This is a genomic window from Bacillus cereus group sp. MYBK139-1, from assembly GCF_051916915.1.
GTDB classification, from domain to species: domain Bacteria; phylum Bacillota; class Bacilli; order Bacillales; family Bacillaceae_G; genus Bacillus_A; species Bacillus_A pacificus.
Genome location: NZ_JBQAHO010000002.1, coordinates 936,477 through 955,192 on the forward strand (window position 1 = coordinate 936,477; position 18,716 = coordinate 955,192).

Genomic DNA, 18,716 nt, shown 5'->3' on the forward strand with positions numbered 1-18,716 from the left:
TGGTGGAGTATGAATGAGAGAGAAAATTGGGTATTATGGTGTGCTCGTTTGTTTGCTATTATCAGTTATTTCAGGACGATTTCTTAACAGTGCATGGGTGCCAGTTATATTATGTATAGGGGTGTTGGTTTTTGCTCCTATGTATCGCTGGGACGAGTGGAAAGCATACAGCCGAAAAAAGAAAATTGTTTTCAGCATCGAGTTTGTTATTATAATTAGCACGATTCCATTTTTGTTACTGAAGGGAAATGAGATAATAGATGGGATTGTAATGTTTCAAGGCTGGTTGTTTATTGCAAAATTACTATATTTAATGTGTGTTTTAATAGTGGTAGCGCTAGTCGCTAAAAAAGTAAATGAAAAGCTATTTGCTAATGAATAAAAAAAGTGCCACCTTATTCGGTGGCACTTTCTCATTTTATTGAATGAGCTTTTTGCATCTTCTTAATTAAACGAATTTGTCCGCGATGATTGATTTCATCTTCAAATACGTGAAACCACATAAAATAGTTATTTGCTTGTTTGTCATACCAAAAGTCTGTCGTTTTAAACAGCCATTCATCAGGTAACGATTGGAATGTTTCAATTGTTTTGGAACGTACTTCTTGTAATGTATCAATATAAAATTCTATAGAGTTTCCTTTTATTTTCTCACGTCCAAGAGCTTCTAACTCGAGGCCAGGTAACCATCTTTCTAGTTCGGACTCCGTTGGTTCGCGGTCTTCAAAAGTATGAATCTGGTAGTGAAATTCAACAGCAGCCATGTGATATAATAGCATGCCGATTGAATTTGCTTCCTCATTATATAAATAATCAAGTTCTTCCATTGTTAAATCTTCCACCGCTTGCATTGTTGTATAGCGAGCATAATTCATCATGGAAACTATTTTGGAAAATTCAGGATGTAAACCATCGATTTTATCTATTACAAAGTTCAATTACAATTCCCCCTCTTTAAACAAATACTCCAGAGAAGGCATTCTATGTGCAGAGAAAAAATCCTGTTAAAAATTTCGAAATATTAACAAGGGATTACAATTAGTTCTCTATTTGATTTTGTAATAACTTCATATCCATCTTTTTTAATGACGATATCATCTTCAATTCTACAACCGCCCCAGTTTGGTATGTAAATACCTGGTTCAACTGTAACGACCATACCTTCTTCTAAAATAATCTTACTTTCTTGGGATAGGCGAAGTGGTTCGTGAATTTCTAATCCAAGACCATGACCAGTAGAATGTCCAAAATATTGACCGTATCCATGCTCAGTAATGTAGTTTCTCGTTATATCATCGATACGTTTTGCAGTTTCTCCAGGTTTAATCGCTTCGGTCCCGCGTTTTAATGCTTCTCGTACAATATTGTATATCTTTTTAAATTCTTCTGATGGTTCCCCGATTGCTACAGTACGTGTTATATCGGAACAGTATCCGTCATAAAGTGCACCGAAATCTAATGTAACGATGTCGCCTCGTTCAATTATTTTATTTGATGCAACTCCATGTGGAAGAGAAGAGCGAACGCCAGAAGCTACAATAATTTGAAATGATGAAGAGGCAGCACCTTTTTTTCGCATGAAAAATTCTAACTCATCTCGTACATCATGTTCACTTATTCCCGGTTTTAGAAACGTAAGAATGTGGTGAAATGCTTCGTCCGCGATATTGGCTGCAATTTTCATTGTTTCTATTTCAGACGTGTCTTTAATGATACGAATATTTTCGATAATTTCGCATACTTGAATCATTTCCGCCTGTACGTATTTTTGCAAGTTGTTATATTGTTGCAATGTCATGTTGTTTTCTTCAATTCCAAGTTTTTGAATGTTTAATTTCGATACTTGATTTGCAACTTCTTCCTCTAAAATTCCTTTATGCATAATAATTTCAGCATCTTGTATTTGTGACTTTGCTTGATTTATATAGCGGAAATCTGTTATAAAAACAGCTTGATCGGCAGAGAGTAAGACGACGCCAGCACTACCTGTAAAGCCTGTTGCATATTGGCGGTTTTCTTTTTTTGTAATAAGTAACCCGTCAATTCCGTACTTATGTAGTTGTTTTTGGATATTAGTTATTCTTATATTCATTTTAATGCCTCCTTTTTATATTTAATAAAGCAAAAATTGTGCCAATATACTTATTGACAATAAAAGAGAAGAGGGAGTTTTGTGTCAAAAAAACTAGACAAATATAAAATGAGGATGTAAAAAATTTATACAGTAATGTAAACTTGCACATTATAATCTTTGAATTCTAATATTATATTTTTTGTATAAATAAATGGCGATAATTGGTATAATAAGAGGTCGTTATGTTTTCTTGTAGATAAAGGTGCGTAACGAATAAATAGGAATAAGGAATGTGAGTATATGAAGAAATTAAGTAAAGTCATGTCATTTTGCTTCGCTGCTAGTATGCTAGTTGTAACAGCGTGTGAAAAAAGTGAAATCAAAGTTCAAGCAAATGAAACGATTGAACAGCTTGATGAAGCGCCAGAAGTGACAGAAAAAGAAGCGAAAAAGATTGTAAGAAAGAGTGTAGATGCAATAGCAAATGCATTTAGTGAGATGGAAAAAGAAAATGGATGGAGTCGAAATAATCCTGGAGATTTGGCGACAGCGAAAAAAGGAGTTAAGGGATTAGTTACAGAAAAATTTGTAGAGAACCAGCTTCCTAATTCGCTTGAAACATTTAATAGATCTAGAGAGACAGATATGTTGCCATTCCCTATTAATATTGAACCAGAAATGAGATTAACGTATACACAGAAAGATAAAAATTTAACGATTGAAACGATTATACCTTCAAATGATATGGGAAATGAAGCAGAGATATGGGAATTTATTTTCGTTTATAAAGATGGAAAATGGTTAATGGATAAATGGTCATCGCATACACCGAGAGATTTAAAACTTACGAAGGAAGAAGCTAGTGAGTTTCTGAAAATTCGAGGCTTTAAGAATGTCGATTTTGTTAAAGAAGAAAACAGTGGTGACAAAAAATATATTTTTAAAGAAAATACTAGATCAATAGCTGTGGATGCAAAAACATCGGTTATTACATATAATTTAGATGAGCAAAAGCAGGAAAAAGAAGCGAAAGAAAATAGTAGTCAAGAACACGAAAACATTAAGGAAAATAACATGAGTACGCATGCTACTTCTAAAGAAGAGAAGCAGACTAAAAAAGAAACTTCGTCAGCAGTAGGTAAAAGTAAGGTTTTAAATGAGTTAGCGGCTCTAGAAAACCAAGAAAAACATACAAATGTCATGTCAACAAATGACATAGTAAATGAAATAGAAGGAAATTATGAACTGTGGGATAATAAACTAAATGAAATTTACAGTACATTAAAAAATACGATGTCCCCTAATGCATTTCAGTCATTAAAAACGAAACAAATTGCGTGGGTTAAAGAAAAGGAAAGTAAGGTTAAAGCAATTGGTACTGATACAAATAACGGGACGATGAGACGTATAGATGCTTCAGAAGAGAAATACAAGATGACAAAAGAAAGATGTTATGAATTAGTGAATGGGTATATGAACTAGTTTGAACGAATATAAAAATGCGTTGCTTATGAGCAACGCATTTTTATATTTAAGCTTTTAATTTCATTACAGTATCAGCATCTGGTGTTACATAAACAGTTTGCTGATTGTCGTACGTAACAAAACCAAGTTTTGCACCACTCGGCTTTTTCACATGGCGTATTTTGGTGAAATCAACAGGTACAGAACTAGACTCTTTTGCTTTACTGTAATAAGCAGCAATTTTAGCAGCTTCTAGTAAAGTTTCTTCAGCAGGTTCTAAAGAACGAATGACAACGTGAGAACCAGGTATGTCTTTCGTATGTAACCAAATCTCATCACGACGGGCAAATTTCGTTGTTAAATAATCATTTTGTTTATTATTTTTACCGACGAAAATCTCTGTGCCATCACTTGCTACATATTTATCTAATACTGGTTTAGTAGGCTTTTTCTTTCCGTTTTTCGTTTTACGATTGCGCATATAACCTTCTTCAGCTAATTCCTCACGAATTTCTTCAATATCTTTTGAAGAAGCAGCTTCCATTTGTTGAAGTAAGCTATCAAAATAAAGAATTTCTTCCTTTGTTTTTTCGATTTGTTCTTCTACAACAACAACTGAATTTTTCGCTTTTTGGTACTTTTGGAAATAGCGTTGTGCATTTTCAGATGGTGTTTTTAAAGGATCTAATGCGATTTTTACAGTTCCACCATTTTCATCATAATAGTTAACGACTTCAATATCTTTATCGCCTTTTTTCAAAGCGTACATATTGGCTGTAAGTAGTTCTCCAAATAGTTGATATTTATCTGCTTTTCCAGCATCTTGTAATGTTTTTTCTAGTTTAATGAGTTTTTTCTCATTTTTATTTTTTTCGTTTTGCATAAAGCGCTCTAAATCATGAGCTTGTTGTTTTACACGGTCACGCTCTGCTTTTCCGAAAAAGAAACGGTCTAGCAATTCACTAACAGATGAGAATGTCTTGTCTTCTCCTGCTAAGTGCGCAAGAGGGAAAAGATAAAAGAATTCTTTCCCGTTTGAAGTAGTCATTGTTGGTGAATATGTATGAGTTAATAATGGTTTTTGTATGGAGAAAAATGCGTCAGCTAATGCTTTTTCATTTACCATACCTGCTTTTTTCACTACTTCTTTTGCGAATAATGGTGATATTCCGGTAAAGGTTCCGACTAGCTGTTTATCCATGTTTCCAGATAGAAAGTCTAGCGGTCTAATAAATTCATCATTTGTTTCGATCTGAAGTGGGTTAATTTTATGTTGTGCTGGTGGTGCAATATATTCAGCCCCAGCGTATACAGTTCGATGTCGGTTTACTGCTAAGGAAACGTGTTTTAAACTATCTAAAATATTGTTTGTTTTTGTGTCTACTAAAATGATGTTACTATGTCGTCCCATAATTTCAATTACTAATGTTTTTAGCGATTCATCACCAATTTCATTTCTGCTACGAACAGTGATTTGAATAATACGCTCTAAATCAATTTGTTCAATTTTTTCAATAAATCCACCTTCTAAATGCTTACGAAGAAGCATACAGAACATTGGTGGAAGTGCAGGTGAATCATAATTTTGATTTGTTAAGTGTAAACGTGCATATGTCGGATGAGCGGAAAGAATCAGTTTTTGATTTTTTCCGTTTGCTCGAATATGTAATAAAATCTCGTATTTTGAAGGTTGATATATTTTTGAAATTCTTCCCGTGTAAAGAGAATTTGCAATTTCATGTGTAATCGCTCTTGTAAATAATCCATCGAATGCCATAAATGAACACTCCTTTCTAACTAAAAGTTAATTATAGCATTTTTTTGGACGAGGCTGAATAAGCTTTCAATAGAGTATGTCTGGAATCAGGAGGTCGATAGCAGGATGAACTGGTATGGAATGCGTGCACATGAAGTGGAAGAAAGAACGAATACGAATGTGAAGGTTGGACTTACAGAGAAAGAAGCAGAAGGGCGAATAAAAAAATTTGGTACAAATGAACTAGATGAAGCGAAAAGGCCTTCTGCACTAATGGTATTTTTGGCGCAATTTAAAGATTTTATGGTGCTTGTTTTGTTTGGTGCAACAATCGTTTCGGCCTTTTTAGGGGAATACATTGATTCTATTGCGATTGTGGCAATTGTTATTATCAATGGTATTCTCGGCTTTTTTCAAGAAAGAAAGGCTGAAAAGTCATTGGAAGCTTTAAAAGAGCTAGCCGCCCCGCAAGTAACTGTACTGCGAAATGGAAAGTGGGTAAAGGCACCGTCTAAAGCACTCGTTTTAGGTGATATTATTAAATTTTCTAGTGGCGATCGTGTTGGAGCTGATGTACGTCTTGTTGAGGCGTCAAGTTTATATATTGAAGAATCGGCTTTGACAGGAGAGTCAGTACCCGTGCAGAAGAAAGTAGAAGCATTGCAAGGGCAAGATGTTTCAATTGGTGATCAAAAAAATATGGCTTTTATGGGTACGATGATTACACGAGGATCTGGAACAGGAGTCGTTGTAGCAACGGGTATGAATACAGCGATGGGACAAATTGCAAATATGTTACAAAATGCAGAGCAGATGGAAACACCGCTGCAAAGAAGATTAGAGCAACTCGGAAAAATATTAATTATTGTGGCTCTTGTTTTGACAGCGCTTGTCGTGTTAGCTGGTGTGTATCAAGGGAATGAAGTGTATCATATGTTTTTAGCGGGTGTGTCGCTAGCTGTTGCTGCTATTCCAGAAGGATTGCCAGCAATTGTTACAGTAGCCTTATCGCTTGGTGTACAGCGTATGATAAAAAAGAGAGCAATTGTAAGAAAGTTACCAGCAGTAGAAACGTTAGGTTGCGCTTCTGTTATATGCTCTGATAAAACAGGAACGATGACGCAAAATAAAATGATGGTAACACATATGTGGTCAGGTGGAGAGTTGTGGAAAGTGACAGGTCAAGGATATGAACCTAATGGCTCGTTTATGAAAGGTGAAAAAGAAATTAATCCAGCTAAGACGAAATCACTTTATCAACTACTTACATTTGGTTCGTTATGCAATAACGCAAATATTATTCAAAAGAAAAAGGCGTATGTATTAGATGGAGATCCAACTGAGGGAGCGCTTGTAGCTGCAGCAATGAAAGCGGGGATAACGCGTGAGGCGCTGAAAGGAAAATTTGAAATTATCCGTGAATTTCCGTTTGATTCAACTCGAAAAATGATGAGTGTTATTGTACGAGATCGAGAGGGTAAAAAGTTTGTCGTTACGAAGGGAGCACCAGATGTCCTTCTGCAAATGAGTCAAACGATTTTATGGGGGGATAAGCAGCAACCATTAAGTGAGTTGTATAGAAAAGAAGTACAGGCGGCTATTCATAGCTTAGGTAGTCAAGCACTTCGAACAATTGCAGTTGCTTTTAAGCCTTTAAAAGTAACAGACTCAATTGAACATGAAAGAGACGTTGAAAAAGATTTTATGTTAGTTGGAATACAAGGAATGATTGATCCGCCAAGGCCAGAAGTAGAGCGGGCAGTAAAAGAGTGCAGAGAAGCTGGTATTCGAACAGTGATGATTACAGGTGATCATAAAGTGACTGCAATGGCGATTGCAGAACAATTAAGCATTTTACCACCAGGTGGACGCGTTGTTGAAGGGGTAGAACTCGCAACTATGGATGTAGAAGAATTAGAAAATGTTGTAGAAGATACGTATGTATTTGCTCGTGTATCACCAGAACATAAATTAAAAATTGTTAAGGCGTTGCAAAATAAAGGACATATAGTAGCGATGACAGGTGATGGAGTAAACGATGCTCCAGCTATAAAAACAGCGGATATTGGGATAGCGATGGGAATTACAGGGACAGACGTTGCGAAAGAAGCTTCTTCTCTTGTATTACTGGACGATAATTTCGCTACGATAAAATCAGCAATTAAAGAAGGTAGAAATATATACGAGAACATACGTAAGTTTATTCGTTATTTATTAGCATCGAACGTTGGAGAAATTTTGGTCATGCTATTTGCAATGTTGCTTGCATTACCGCTGCCAATGGTTCCAATTCAAATTTTATGGGTGAATTTAGTTACTGACGGTTTACCGGCGATGGCATTAGGTTTGGATAAGGCCGAGGGAGACGTGATGAAGAGGACGCCGCGTCATCCGAAAGAAGGGGTATTTGCTAGAGGGCTTGCCTGGAAAATTATAAGCCGTGGCTTTCTAATTGGGGCAGTGACGTTAGTAGCGTTTATTATTGCATATAATCAACATCCAAATGAACTGAAATATGCACAAACTGTAGCGTTTGCAACGTTGGTACTTGCTCAGCTGATTCATGTATTTGATTGCCGAAGTGAGCATTCTGTTTTCCACCGCAATCCGTTTGGAAATGTGTATTTAGTAGGAGCGGTTATCATTTCATTACTACTCATGCTCGTCGTTATATATTATCCACCGTTACAGCCGATTTTTAGCACGATGCCAATACAAGCGAGAGATTGGTTGTTAATTGGAGGTTTATCATCAATTCCGACCTTCTTATTAGTAGGCTCTTTATTAACAGGGAAAAAGGGGAAGAAGGAAAAGCCAATATTATATAAGAAGGGATTAAACTTGAAATAGTCAATGATATGAAAATGTGATATAATTTACAGAAGGTAGTAGAGCCTTGTCTCTATTACCTTTTTCATTGAGTTATTTCATGGCTTGGATGTGATAAAAAATGATTTGTAGTATGACAGGATTTGGAAGGTCGAAAGTAGAGAGTGATACTTTTCAAATTACAGTAGAAATGAAATCGGTGAACCACCGTTTTCTAGAGATGAGTATTCGACTACCGAAGCAAATGATGGTATTTGAAGACAAAATTCGTAAAATAATTGCACAGCAAGTTCGCCGTGGACGTATTGAAGTGTCTATTAGTATAGCGGGTGAAGGGCTTGTTGAAAGAAAATTAAGTGTGAATTGGTCGCTTCTTGAGCAGTACCAATCAATTATGGAAGATATAAAAGGAAAATTTCAATTACAAGATTCTATTACACTCGAGCAATTAATGGCAATGCCAGAAGTAACAGCGATTGAAGAGGTAGAAAACGTAAATGAACAATTTGAGAACAGTTTATATGAGGCTGTTCGCCAAGCTGCTCATATGTTAAAAACGATGAGAGATGGCGAAGGAGAACGATTACATAAAGATATAGCGTATCGCTTACAAGAGATTCACAATTGTGTAAATGCTATTATTCCGCATGCACCAATTGTTACACGAAAATATCGTGAACGATTAGAAAATCGCTTAAAGGAATTACATAATCAAGATCTAGATGAACAAAGATTGCTAACAGAAGTTGCAATCTTTGCTGAGCGTTGTGATATTCACGAAGAGTTAGTTCGTTTGCAAAGTCATTTAGAACAATTCCGTGAAACACTGCAGATTGAAGAGCCTGTTGGAAGGAAAATGGATTTCATCGTGCAAGAGATGCATAGAGAAATTAATACGATTGGTTCTAAGGCAAATGACTTAACAATTTCAAAATATGTTGTAGAAATGAAAAATAACCTTGAAAAAATTCGTGAACAAGTACAAAATATTGAGTAGCTTTCAAAAAATATATAAAGTTATACGTGGTGGAGAAATCGGATAGACTTACTAGGAGGCGCAAACTATGGCCATGCGGTTTTTAAATATTGGATACGGAAATATTGTATCTGCTCATCGAATTATTGCTATTGTAAGTCCGGAGTCAGCTCCTATTAAACGAACAGTACAGGAAGCACGCGAACATAATGCTTTGCTTGATGCTACGTATGGGAGAAAAACAAGGGCGGTTATTGTTATGGATGATGGGCATGTTGTATTAAGTCCAATTCAGCCAGAGACGATTGCACATCGTTTGAATAATAAAGAAGATTTAAGTGAGGAAGGGTAGGTTTTACATATTTATGAGAAGTAGAAGAGGATTGCTCATCGTTCTTTCAGGACCTTCTGGGGTTGGTAAGGGAACGGTTCGAAAAGAGCTGTTTAGTCATGAGGATACACGTTTTCAGTACTCCATTTCAGTAACGACACGTAAGCCACGTGAAGGTGAAGTGGATGGTGTGGATTATTTCTTTAAAGAGAGAGAAGAATTTGAGGAAATGATTCGTAATGAAAAATTACTTGAGTGGGCTGAGTTCGTAGGTAATTATTACGGAACACCAATTGACTATGTTGAAAAAACATTACAAGAAGGAAAAGATGTATTCTTAGAAATTGAAGTGCAAGGAGCAATTCAAGTTAAGAAAGCTTTCCCAGAAGGTGTATTTATTTTCTTAGCACCTCCAAGTTTATCTGAACTAAAGAACCGAATTGTCGGTCGTGGTACAGAAACTGAAGATGTTATTGAAAATCGTTTAACGGTAGCGAAAGAAGAAATTGATATGATGGACGCTTACGACTACGTTGTAGAAAACGACCAAGTTGAACTAGCTTGTGAAAGAATTAAAGCAATTGTGGTTGGCGAACATTGCCGCCGCGAAAGAGTAGCAAAATATTATAAAGAAATGACGGAGGGTCTATAATTATGTTAAATCCATCAATTGATTCATTATTAACAAAAATCGATTCTAAATATACACTTGTAACAGTGGCTGCAAAACGTGCGCGCGAAATGCAACTTGCTAATAACTGTGTTGTAGAAAAACCAGTTTCTCATAAATGTGTAGGTAAAGCATTAGAAGAAATCGATATTGAAGCGTTAAGCTACGTACCAAGTGAAGATAAAGTAACTGAATAAGACTTTGTCTTCGACAATTTAAAACATAGACTTTATAATTTTCTATGTAACGGTAACAACCTATTTACAAGTAGGTTGTTATTTTTTTACGGTAGGGAAGAAATATTGATACTGATGAGCTGATAATCTTGTTTCAGTATTATAAGTTTGAAAAAGAAAGAGGACGAGCCATATGCTAAAAGGGAAAAAGATACTTTTATGTGTAACAGGAGGCATTGCGGTCTTTAAAGCTGCTGCGTTAACGAGTAAATTGACACAATCTGGTGCTATTGTAAAAGTAATGATGAGTGAGTCGGCAATGAAATTTGTTACACCTCTTACATTCCAAGCGCTTTCTCGCCATGATGTATATACGGATACATTTGATGAGAAAGACTCAGCTGTTATTGCTCATATCGATTTAGCAGATTGGGCAGATGTTGTACTTGTTGCACCTGCTACAGCCAATTGTATTGGAAAGTTAGCTAACGGTATTGCAGATGATATGATTACAACTACTTTGTTAGCTACTACAGCCCCAGTGTGGATTGCACCTGCTATGAATGTGCATATGTATGAAAATAAAATTGTTCAAAAAAATATGATGACGTTAAAAACGTTAGGATATACATTTATTGAGCCTGGAGAAGGTTTTTTAGCGTGTGGTTATGTAGCGAAAGGAAGATTAGAAGAACCTGAAGCGATTATCGCACGGTTAGAAGAGGCTTTTTCAGAACAAAAACCATTACATGGAAAAAGAATATTAATAACTGCTGGTCCAACGCGTGAAAAGATTGATCCAGTTCGTTTTATGACCAATTTTTCTTCTGGAAAAATGGGATATGCGATTGCGGAAGTGGCAGCGAACTTAGGTGCTGACGTCATACTCGTTTCGGGACCGACAGCATTACATCCACCATTACATGTAACTACGGTGCAAGTGGAATCTGCGCAAGATATGTTAGAGGCGGTTATTCAACATTATGAAGACGTAGATGTTGTTATTAAAACAGCAGCAGTTGCAGATTATCGCCCGAAATACGTTCATGATAATAAAATGAAAAAGAAAAATGGCGATGCTGTAATTGAACTTGAGAGAACAGTAGATATTTTAAAAACGTTAGGTGAGATGAAGGACAAACAGTTACTTATCGGTTTTGCGGCTGAAACGACAAACGTAGAGGAATATGCAACGAAAAAATTACGTGAGAAAAATGCGAATATGATTGTTGCCAACGACGTAAAGGCGCAAGGAGCTGGATTTGGTACAGATACGAACATTGTAACAATGTATAGAAAAGATGGAGAAGTTATAGAGTTGCCACTTTTAACGAAGAAAGAGGTTGCTCGTGAAATATTAAAGCAAATTGAAATGATGTTAGAAGATGATCGTCTATGAAATTTGCAAGTGTAATTGTTGATGTACCTGCACGTCAGACAGATCGACCATTTGATTATATTATCCCTAAAAAATGGGAAGATATTGTCCAGACAGGCATGCGTGTAGTAGTTCCGTTTGGCCCAAGGAAATTGCAAGGTTTTATTATTGGGATTAAAGATTCTGTTGAAGTAGAAAGTAAGAAGTTAAAGACAATCCATGAAATTTTAGATGTAACACCCGTTTTAAATGAAGAGTTGTTAAAGCTGGGGTATTGGCTTACAAGTGAAACGTTATGTTATATGATTTCAGCTTTTCAAGTTATGCTTCCAACGGCGATAAAAGCAACATATAAAAAACGTCTACAGCTTCGTAAACAAGAAGAAGTAGCACCTGAACTACTGTTTTTATTTCAGGACAAAGAAGCGATAGATTGGGAAGCGATTGAGACGCAGCCACATCTATACCGCACGATTCAACAAGAAATTAAACATGGCACGATTGAAGTTGTTTATCAAGTAAAAGATAAAGTACAAAAGAAGAAACAAAGAGTCGTTCAACCGGAGTTGCCAGAAGATAAATTAGAATTAGCAGCATTTGAACTGAAAAGTAAAAAACAACAAGATGTCCTCTATTATTTTGTGGAAAATTATAAAAGTGTACCGCTAAAAGTAATAACAGAAGAGTTACAAATAACAGATGCTCCAATTAAAGCACTTGTTAAAAAGGGACTACTCTCAGAAAAGTATGTGGAAGTGTACCGAAATCCGTATGACGATGACGATTTTGAACAAACGAAACCATTTCCACTTACTGAGGAACAAAAGCAAGTTATTACACCGATTTTATCATCAATTACAAATGAAACTTACAATCCATTTTTACTATATGGTGTTACAGGAAGCGGAAAAACAGAAGTATATTTACAATCTATAGCAGCGGTGCTCGAGAAAGGAAAAGAAGCTATTGTACTTGTTCCTGAAATTGCACTAACGCCTCAGATGGTAGATCGTTTTAAAGGTAGATTTGGCTCACAAGTTGCAGTTCTTCATAGTGCGCTGTCTGTTGGAGAAAAATATGATGAATGGCGTAAGATTTTAAGAAAAGAAGTGAAAGTCGTAGTTGGTGCACGTTCAGCTGTATTTGCTCCTTTTGAAAATTTAGGGATTATTATTATTGATGAGGAACATGAATCGAGCTATAAGCAAGAAGATAATCCGAGGTATCATGCAAGGGATGTAGCTGTGTGGAGAGGACAATATCATAAATGCCCTATCGTTCTTGGTAGTGCAACACCGACGCTTGAATCGTTTGCAAGAGCGAAAAAAGGTGTGTATGAATTACTGACGATGGAAAAACGTATGAACGAACAAGCTTTACCGACAGTAGAGATTGTTGATATGCGTGAAGAACTTCGTGAGGGGAATCGCTCCATGTTTTCAAAGGCGCTGCATGAAAAAATAGCAGATCGGTTAGAAAAGAAAGAACAAATGGTGCTCTTTTTAAATAGAAGAGGTCATTCTACATTTGTTATGTGCCGTGATTGCGGGTATGTTGTACAATGTCCGCATTGTGATATCTCGCTGACATATCATAAAATGAACCATCGTTTAAAATGCCATTATTGCAGTTACGAAGAAAATATGCCGACTGCGTGTCCTGCTTGTCAAAGTACATACATTCGTTTCTTTGGTACAGGTACGCAAAAGGTAGAAGAAGAAATTACAAAACTATTTCCAGAGGCACGAGTCATTCGAATGGATGTAGATACGACGAGTCGTAAAGGGATGCATGAGAAATTATTAAAGGCGTTCGGGGAAGAAAAAGCAGATATATTACTTGGAACACAAATGATTGCAAAAGGGTTAGATTTTCCGAAAGTAACGCTTGTTGGTGTTTTAACTGCTGATACGATGCTTCATTTACCTGATTTTCGGGCGAGTGAAAAGACTTACCAGTTATTGACGCAAGTAAGTGGACGAGCAGGCCGACATGAATTGCCAGGGGAAGTTATCATTCAAACGTATACGCCAGAACATTATAGTATAGAGTTAGCAAAGAACCAACAATATGATGTGTTTTTTGATCAAGAAATGCAAATGAGGCGAACGAGACAATACCCACCTTATTACTATGTTGTACTTGTGACGGTATCTCATCCAGAATTATTAAAGGCAGTACAAGTGACGGAAAAAATTGTCGGTCATTTACGGACTCACTGTTCGCAGCAAACGATGGTGTTAGGACCGGTTGCTTCAGCAATTCCAAGGATAAAAGATAGATATCGTTATCAATGCATGATAAAATACAAACGGGAACCAAACTTAAAGAACGTGCTCAAAATGGTAAATGAACATTATCAAGCAGAAATGCAAAAAGAGCTACAAATCTCAATTGATTTTAATCCAACAATGTTAATGTAGCGGAGGGAAATATGGCAGTTTTAGAAATAGTAAAGCATCCAAATGAAGTGTTAGAAACACCGTGTGAAAGAGTAATTAACTTTGATAAAAAGTTAGTGAAATTGTTGAAAGATATGCATGAAACAATGTTAATTGCGGACGGAGTCGGTTTAGCTGCGCCTCAAGTAGGGGTAAGCTTGCAAGTGGCGGTAGTTGATATAGGTGATGATACTGGGAAAATTGAGTTAATCAATCCATCGATACTAGAAAAACGTGGTGAACAAGTAGGTCCCGAAGGTTGTTTAAGCTTCCCGGGACTTTATGGTGAAGTGGAACGTGCGGATTATATTAAAGTACGTGCGCAAAATCGCAGAGGTAAAGTATTTTTATTAGAAGCAGAAGGGTTTTTAGCGCGTGCAATTCAACATGAAATCGATCATTTACACGGTGTGTTATTTACATCGAAAGTGACAAGATATTATGAGGAAAACGAATTAGAATAGGTATTAAAAGGAGCGGTTTTTAAATGATAAAAGTAGTCTTTATGGGAACACCGGACTTTTCAGTGCCGGTGCTTCGTCGTCTTATTGAAGATGGCTATGATGTAATAGGTGTTGTGACGCAACCAGATCGTCCGGTAGGCAGAAAGAAAGTATTAACACCTACGCCTGTTAAAGTGGAAGCAGAAAAACATGGTATTCCAGTGTTACAACCGTTAAGAATTCGTGAAAAAGACGAATATGAAAAAGTATTGGCATTAGAGCCGGATTTAATTGTAACAGCTGCGTTCGGTCAAATTGTACCAAATGAAATTTTAGAAGCACCGAAGTATGGATGTATTAACGTCCACGCTTCTTTACTTCCTGAACTTCGTGGTGGTGCACCAATCCATTATGCAATTATGGAAGGGAAAGAAAAAACAGGTATTACAATTATGTATATGGTAGAAAAATTGGATGCTGGTGATATCTTAACGCAAGTAGAAGTGGAAATTGAAGAGCGTGAAACGACAGGCTCGTTATTTGATAAGTTAAGTGAAGCAGGGGCACATCTTCTATCTAAAACAGTACCTTTACTAATTCAAGGTAAGTTAGAACCAATTAAACAAAACGAGGAAGAAGTAACGTTTGCATATAATATAAAACGTGAGCAAGAGAAAATTGATTGGACAAAAACAGGTGAAGAAGTATACAATCACATTCGCGGATTGAATCCATGGCCAGTTGCTTATACAACTTTAGCAGGACAAGTTGTTAAAGTATGGTGGGGAGAAAAAGTACCTGTAACGAAATCAGCTGAAGCAGGTACGATTGTTGCAATCGAAGAAGATGGTTTCGTTGTAGCAACTGGTAATGAAACTGGTGTTAAAGTTACAGAATTGCAACCTTCTGGTAAAAAGCGTATGAGTTGTTCGCAATTCTTACGTGGCACAAAACCTGAAATTGGAACGAAGTTAGGAGAAAATGCATGAGACAAAATGTTCGTGAATTAGCTCTTGATGGTTTAATTCAAGTAGAAAAAAGTGGTGCATACAGTAACTTACTTTTAAATAATCTAATTGAAAAAAGTACAATTGATAGAAAAGATATTGGTTTATTAACTGAAATTGTATATGGAACAATTCAACGTCGTGACACATTAGATTATTATTTACAGCCTTTTTTAAAAAAGAAGGTTGAAGCGTGGGTAAGAGTATTGCTTCGCTTATCTTTATATCAAATGATTTATTTAGACCGAGTGCCCGAAAGAGCGGCTATTCATGAAGCGGTTGAGATTGCAAAGCGTCGCGGGCATAAAGGAATTGCTGGTATGGTGAACGGTGTATTACGTTCGATTCAAAGAGAAGGTGTACCTTCTGTAGATGAAATCAAAGATCCAGTAGAACGCTTGGCAATTGCAACAAGTCATCCAGTTTGGCTTGTCCAAGAATGGGCTTCAGAATATGGTTTAGAAACTGCTGAGAAAATGTGTGAAGTTAACATGTTACCGCCTGTACCAACAGCGCGTGTAAATGTTGATAAAATAACAGTAGAAGAAGCAATTACATTATTAGCTAGTGAAGGTATAGAAGCGAAGCGTGGCGATTTATCAGATGATGCAATTCAAATTGAAAAAGGAAATGTAGCGCACACAGATGCGTTTAAAAAAGGTTTTCTTTCTATTCAAGATGAAAGTTCTATGCTGGTAGCAAGTGCCTTAGAACCAGATGAGGGAGATGTAGTTCTTGATAGTTGTGCTGCTCCAGGCGGAAAAACAACGCATATTGCAGAGCGATTAAAAGGAACTGGTCAAGTCATGTCCCTTGATTTACATGCACACAAAGTACGTTTAATTAAACAACAAGCAGAGCGACTTGGTCTAGGAAATGTCGAAACAAAGGCATTAGATGCTAGAAAAGTACAAGAACACTTTGCAAATGAAACGTTTGATAAAATATTAGTAGATGCCCCATGCTCTGGATTTGGTGTAATTAGACGTAAGCCTGATATTAAGTTAGGTAAAGATAAAGGCGATAGTGAAAGATTATCGACGATCCAACTTGCAATACTAGAAAAAATCGCACCGTTATTAAAACAAGGTGGTCGCCTTGTTTATAGTACGTGCACAATTGAAAAAATAGAAAATGAACAAGTAATAGAACGATTTTTACAAGAGCATCCTGAGTTTGAGTGGGATACTACGATAAAAGAGCGTATGCCAGAAAAGCTAAGTCCGTATATTGATGAAGGTCAAGTACAAATTTTACCGCATTATTTTGCAACAGATGGCTTTTATATTGCTTGTTTAAGGAAGAAGGTGTAGCATCGTGGAAACGACTGTGAGAAAACAAAAGAAAAATTTAGAAACGAAAAAACCATCAATTTACTCTTTACAACTTCATGAAATGCAAGATTGGTTAAAGGAGCAAGGAGAACCAAAGTTCCGTGCTGGACAAATTTTTGATTGGTTATATAAAAAACGTGTAAAAAATTATGAAGATATGTCAAACCTTTCTAAAGGATTGCGTGAAAAATTGTCGAATTCCTTTGATATTACTACTTTAAATACGTTAGTAAAACAAACGTCTTCGGATGGAACAATTAAATTCTTATTCCAATTATATGATGGATATTCTATTGAAACGGTATTAATGCGACATGAATATGGAAATTCCATTTGTGTAACAACACAAGTAGGTTGTCGTATTGGGTGTACGTTCTGTGCTTCAACGCTTGGCGGTTTAAAGCGAAACTTAGAAGCTGGAGAAATTGTAGCACAAGTAGTAGAAGTGCAACGTGCACTTGATGAATCAGAAGAACGTGTAAGTTCTCTTGTCGTTATGGGAATTGGAGAACCATTTGATAACTATGATAATTTAATGGGATTCTTACGCATCATTAACCATGAAAAAGGACTTCATATTGGTGCGAGACATATGACGGTTTCGACAAGTGGAATCATTCCGAAAATTTATAAGTTCGCTGAAGAAGACTTACAAATTAATTTTGCGATTTCACTGCATGCTCCAAACTCAGAATTACGTTCAAAATTAATGCCGATTAACCGTGCTTATAAGCTACCAGATTTGATGGAGGCTATTAAATACTATGTAAATAGAACAGGGCGTCGTATTACTTTTGAATATGGACTATTTGGAGGCGAAAATGACCAAGTTGAGCACGCTGAAGAGCTTGCTGCGCTCTTGAAAGGTGTAAAATGTCATGTGAACTTAATTCCGGTAAACTACGTACCTGAACGTGATTATGTACGTACGCCACGTGAACAAATTTTCTTATTTGAAAAAACGTTAAAAGATCGTGGAGTAAATGTAACGATTCGCCGTGAACAAGGTCATGATATTGATGCAGCCTGCGGTCAGTTGCGTGCGAAGGAGCGCAAAGAAGAGACGAGGTGACGAGATGAAAGCCGTGTTTCTATCAGATAAAGGAAAAGTTCGTCAACATAATGAAGATAGTGCAGGAGTTTTTCACAATTTAGATGGAAATATTTTAGCGGTAGTAGCAGATGGAATGGGAGGTCATCGAGCTGGTGATGTAGCTAGCTCGATGACCATTCAATTATTCCATGATTATTGGAAGCAAACGCATAATATGAACGAGCCAAAAAAAGTAGAAGAGTGGTTACATACTAGTGTGGGGATTATTAATGAGCGTATATATGAATACTCTAAGCAACATGTAGAATGTAACGGCATGGGAACAACACTTATAATAGCGATTTGTACATCAAATTTTGTGACGATAGGTCATATAGGAGATAGTCGTTGTTATATGGTATCAGAGGGGGAAATCTCGCTTGTAACGGAAGATCACTCACTTGTCAATGAACTTGTGAGACATGGTGAAATTTCAAAAGAAGACGCAGAATATCACCCGAAAAAGAATGTTTTGTTAAGGGCATTAGGAACAGAAGAGAAAGTCGGATTAGATGTGAAAACATTAGTGCTAGAGGAAGATGATCAGTTACTTCTTTGCTCTGATGGACTATCTAACAAAGTTTCTATTGCTGATATGCAACAAGTTTTACAGTTAAATGAACAGCTAGAAACTAAGGGACAACGTCTCATTCAATTGGCGAATGATCGTGGCGGGGAAGATAATATCACCCTTGTTCTGATTGATTATGCGGGTTCGACAAACGAAAGTAGGTGAAGTGCAAC

Annotated in this window: 17 protein-coding genes; 14 read left to right on the plus strand and 3 right to left on the minus strand. The window is 36.5% G+C overall.

Annotated elements, in window-relative coordinates; translation table 11 throughout:
* The first annotated feature begins 13 nt into the window (after positions 1-13).
* Positions 14-382, plus strand: a complete 369-nt coding sequence (locus ACTFRS_RS16125; protein ID WP_440024688.1) for a YoqO family protein — start codon at positions 14-16, stop codon at positions 380-382.
* A gap of 31 nt (positions 383-413) precedes the next feature.
* Here ACTFRS_RS16125 and ACTFRS_RS16130 read toward each other — a convergent pair whose 3' ends face one another.
* Both ACTFRS_RS16130 and ACTFRS_RS16135 read right to left on the minus strand, forming a co-directional pair.
* Positions 414-938: a DinB family protein gene (locus ACTFRS_RS16130; protein ID WP_440024686.1), complete on the minus strand. Its 525-nt coding sequence runs from the start codon at positions 936-938 to the stop codon at positions 414-416.
* 83 nt (positions 939-1,021) lie between these two features.
* Positions 1,022-2,092 carry a M24 family metallopeptidase gene (locus ACTFRS_RS16135; protein ID WP_139866943.1) on the minus strand — a complete coding sequence of 357 codons (1,071 nt, stop codon included), beginning with the start codon at positions 2,090-2,092 and terminating at the stop codon, positions 1,022-1,024.
* A 282-nt stretch (positions 2,093-2,374) separates the two neighbouring features.
* Here ACTFRS_RS16135 and ACTFRS_RS16140 point away from each other — a divergent pair, with 282 nt between their 5' ends.
* Entirely contained in the window at positions 2,375-3,556 is a 1,182-nt protein-coding gene (locus ACTFRS_RS16140) for a lysozyme inhibitor LprI family protein (RefSeq protein WP_440024684.1), read from the plus strand.
* A gap of 49 nt (positions 3,557-3,605) precedes the next feature.
* On the opposite strand, the gene ACTFRS_RS16145 is transcribed toward ACTFRS_RS16140, so the two are convergent.
* On the minus strand, positions 3,606-5,315 hold the full coding sequence (locus ACTFRS_RS16145; protein ID WP_000863254.1) for an Rqc2 family fibronectin-binding protein: 1,710 nt from the start codon (positions 5,313-5,315) through the stop codon (positions 3,606-3,608).
* Positions 5,316-5,420: 105 nt separating this feature from the next.
* Between ACTFRS_RS16145 and ACTFRS_RS16150 the strand changes: the two genes are divergently transcribed.
* From ACTFRS_RS16150 to ACTFRS_RS16205, 12 genes are all read left to right on the plus strand, one after another.
* On the plus strand, positions 5,421-8,144 hold the full coding sequence (locus tag ACTFRS_RS16150) for a calcium-translocating P-type ATPase, SERCA-type (protein WP_139866947.1): 2,724 nt from the start codon (positions 5,421-5,423) through the stop codon (positions 8,142-8,144).
* Positions 8,145-8,244: 100 nt separating this feature from the next.
* The gene (locus tag ACTFRS_RS16155) at positions 8,245-9,120 is read left to right on the plus strand and encodes a YicC/YloC family endoribonuclease (protein ID WP_139866950.1); all 876 of its coding nucleotides are present in this window, start codon (positions 8,245-8,247) and stop codon (positions 9,118-9,120) included.
* A gap of 67 nt (positions 9,121-9,187) precedes the next feature.
* On the plus strand, positions 9,188-9,451 hold the full coding sequence (gene remA / locus ACTFRS_RS16160; RefSeq protein WP_001251456.1) for an extracellular matrix/biofilm regulator RemA: 264 nt from the start codon (positions 9,188-9,190) through the stop codon (positions 9,449-9,451).
* A 13-nt stretch (positions 9,452-9,464) separates the two neighbouring features.
* Entirely contained in the window at positions 9,465-10,082 is a 618-nt protein-coding gene (gene gmk, locus ACTFRS_RS16165) for a guanylate kinase (protein WP_001257738.1), read from the plus strand.
* A gap of 2 nt (positions 10,083-10,084) precedes the next feature.
* A complete protein-coding gene (gene rpoZ / locus ACTFRS_RS16170; RefSeq protein WP_000933969.1) occupies positions 10,085-10,297 on the plus strand; it encodes a DNA-directed RNA polymerase subunit omega in 213 nt (70 codons plus the stop codon).
* A 172-nt stretch (positions 10,298-10,469) separates the two neighbouring features.
* Complete coding sequence (coaBC, locus tag ACTFRS_RS16175; RefSeq protein ID WP_000911756.1) at positions 10,470-11,675, plus strand: bifunctional phosphopantothenoylcysteine decarboxylase/phosphopantothenate--cysteine ligase CoaBC; 1,206 nt, start codon at positions 10,470-10,472, stop codon at positions 11,673-11,675.
* Positions 11,672-14,077, plus strand: coding sequence for a primosomal protein N' (priA, locus tag ACTFRS_RS16180; RefSeq protein WP_139866954.1), 2,406 nt, complete (start codon positions 11,672-11,674; stop codon positions 14,075-14,077). The genes coaBC and priA overlap by 4 nt, the downstream gene beginning before the upstream one ends.
* Before the next feature lie 11 nt (positions 14,078-14,088).
* The gene (gene def, locus ACTFRS_RS16185) at positions 14,089-14,559 is read left to right on the plus strand and encodes a peptide deformylase (protein ID WP_000279468.1); all 471 of its coding nucleotides are present in this window, start codon (positions 14,089-14,091) and stop codon (positions 14,557-14,559) included.
* A gap of 23 nt (positions 14,560-14,582) precedes the next feature.
* Positions 14,583-15,527 carry a methionyl-tRNA formyltransferase gene (fmt, locus tag ACTFRS_RS16190; RefSeq protein ID WP_000598791.1) on the plus strand — a complete coding sequence of 315 codons (945 nt, stop codon included), beginning with the start codon at positions 14,583-14,585 and terminating at the stop codon, positions 15,525-15,527.
* On the plus strand, positions 15,524-16,858 hold the full coding sequence (rsmB, locus tag ACTFRS_RS16195; RefSeq protein ID WP_139866956.1) for a 16S rRNA (cytosine(967)-C(5))-methyltransferase RsmB: 1,335 nt from the start codon (positions 15,524-15,526) through the stop codon (positions 16,856-16,858). The genes fmt and rsmB overlap by 4 nt, the downstream gene beginning before the upstream one ends.
* A 4-nt stretch (positions 16,859-16,862) precedes the next feature.
* Complete coding sequence (gene rlmN / locus ACTFRS_RS16200) at positions 16,863-17,951, plus strand: 23S rRNA (adenine(2503)-C(2))-methyltransferase RlmN (RefSeq protein ID WP_000450543.1); 1,089 nt, start codon at positions 16,863-16,865, stop codon at positions 17,949-17,951.
* Between the two features lie 4 nt (positions 17,952-17,955).
* Positions 17,956-18,708 (plus strand): Stp1/IreP family PP2C-type Ser/Thr phosphatase, encoded by a 753-nt coding sequence (locus ACTFRS_RS16205; RefSeq protein ID WP_139866958.1) that lies wholly within the window; start codon positions 17,956-17,958, stop codon positions 18,706-18,708.
* Positions 18,709-18,716 lie beyond the last annotated feature (8 nt).

Coding starts and splice junctions, on each gene's coding strand:
- ACTFRS_RS16125 (WP_440024688.1), top strand. CDS start 14: ATGAGAGAGAAAATTGGGTATTATGGTGTGCTCGTTTGTTTGCTATTA.
- ACTFRS_RS16135 (WP_139866943.1), bottom strand. CDS start 2,092: ATGAATATAAGAATAACTAATATCCAAAAACAACTACATAAGTACGGA.
- ACTFRS_RS16140 (WP_440024684.1), top strand. CDS start 2,375: ATGAAGAAATTAAGTAAAGTCATGTCATTTTGCTTCGCTGCTAGTATG.
- ACTFRS_RS16145 (WP_000863254.1), bottom strand. CDS start 5,315: ATGGCATTCGATGGATTATTTACAAGAGCGATTACACATGAAATTGCA.
- ACTFRS_RS16150 (WP_139866947.1), top strand. CDS start 5,421: ATGAACTGGTATGGAATGCGTGCACATGAAGTGGAAGAAAGAACGAAT.
- ACTFRS_RS16155 (WP_139866950.1), top strand. CDS start 8,245: ATGATTTGTAGTATGACAGGATTTGGAAGGTCGAAAGTAGAGAGTGAT.
- remA (WP_001251456.1), top strand. CDS start 9,188: ATGGCCATGCGGTTTTTAAATATTGGATACGGAAATATTGTATCTGCT.
- gmk (WP_001257738.1), top strand. CDS start 9,465: ATGAGAAGTAGAAGAGGATTGCTCATCGTTCTTTCAGGACCTTCTGGG.
- rpoZ (WP_000933969.1), top strand. CDS start 10,085: ATGTTAAATCCATCAATTGATTCATTATTAACAAAAATCGATTCTAAA.
- coaBC (WP_000911756.1), top strand. CDS start 10,470: ATGCTAAAAGGGAAAAAGATACTTTTATGTGTAACAGGAGGCATTGCG.
- priA (WP_139866954.1), top strand. CDS start 11,672: ATGAAATTTGCAAGTGTAATTGTTGATGTACCTGCACGTCAGACAGAT.
- def (WP_000279468.1), top strand. CDS start 14,089: ATGGCAGTTTTAGAAATAGTAAAGCATCCAAATGAAGTGTTAGAAACA.
- fmt (WP_000598791.1), top strand. CDS start 14,583: ATGATAAAAGTAGTCTTTATGGGAACACCGGACTTTTCAGTGCCGGTG.
- rsmB (WP_139866956.1), top strand. CDS start 15,524: ATGAGACAAAATGTTCGTGAATTAGCTCTTGATGGTTTAATTCAAGTA.
- ACTFRS_RS16205 (WP_139866958.1), top strand. CDS start 17,956: ATGAAAGCCGTGTTTCTATCAGATAAAGGAAAAGTTCGTCAACATAAT.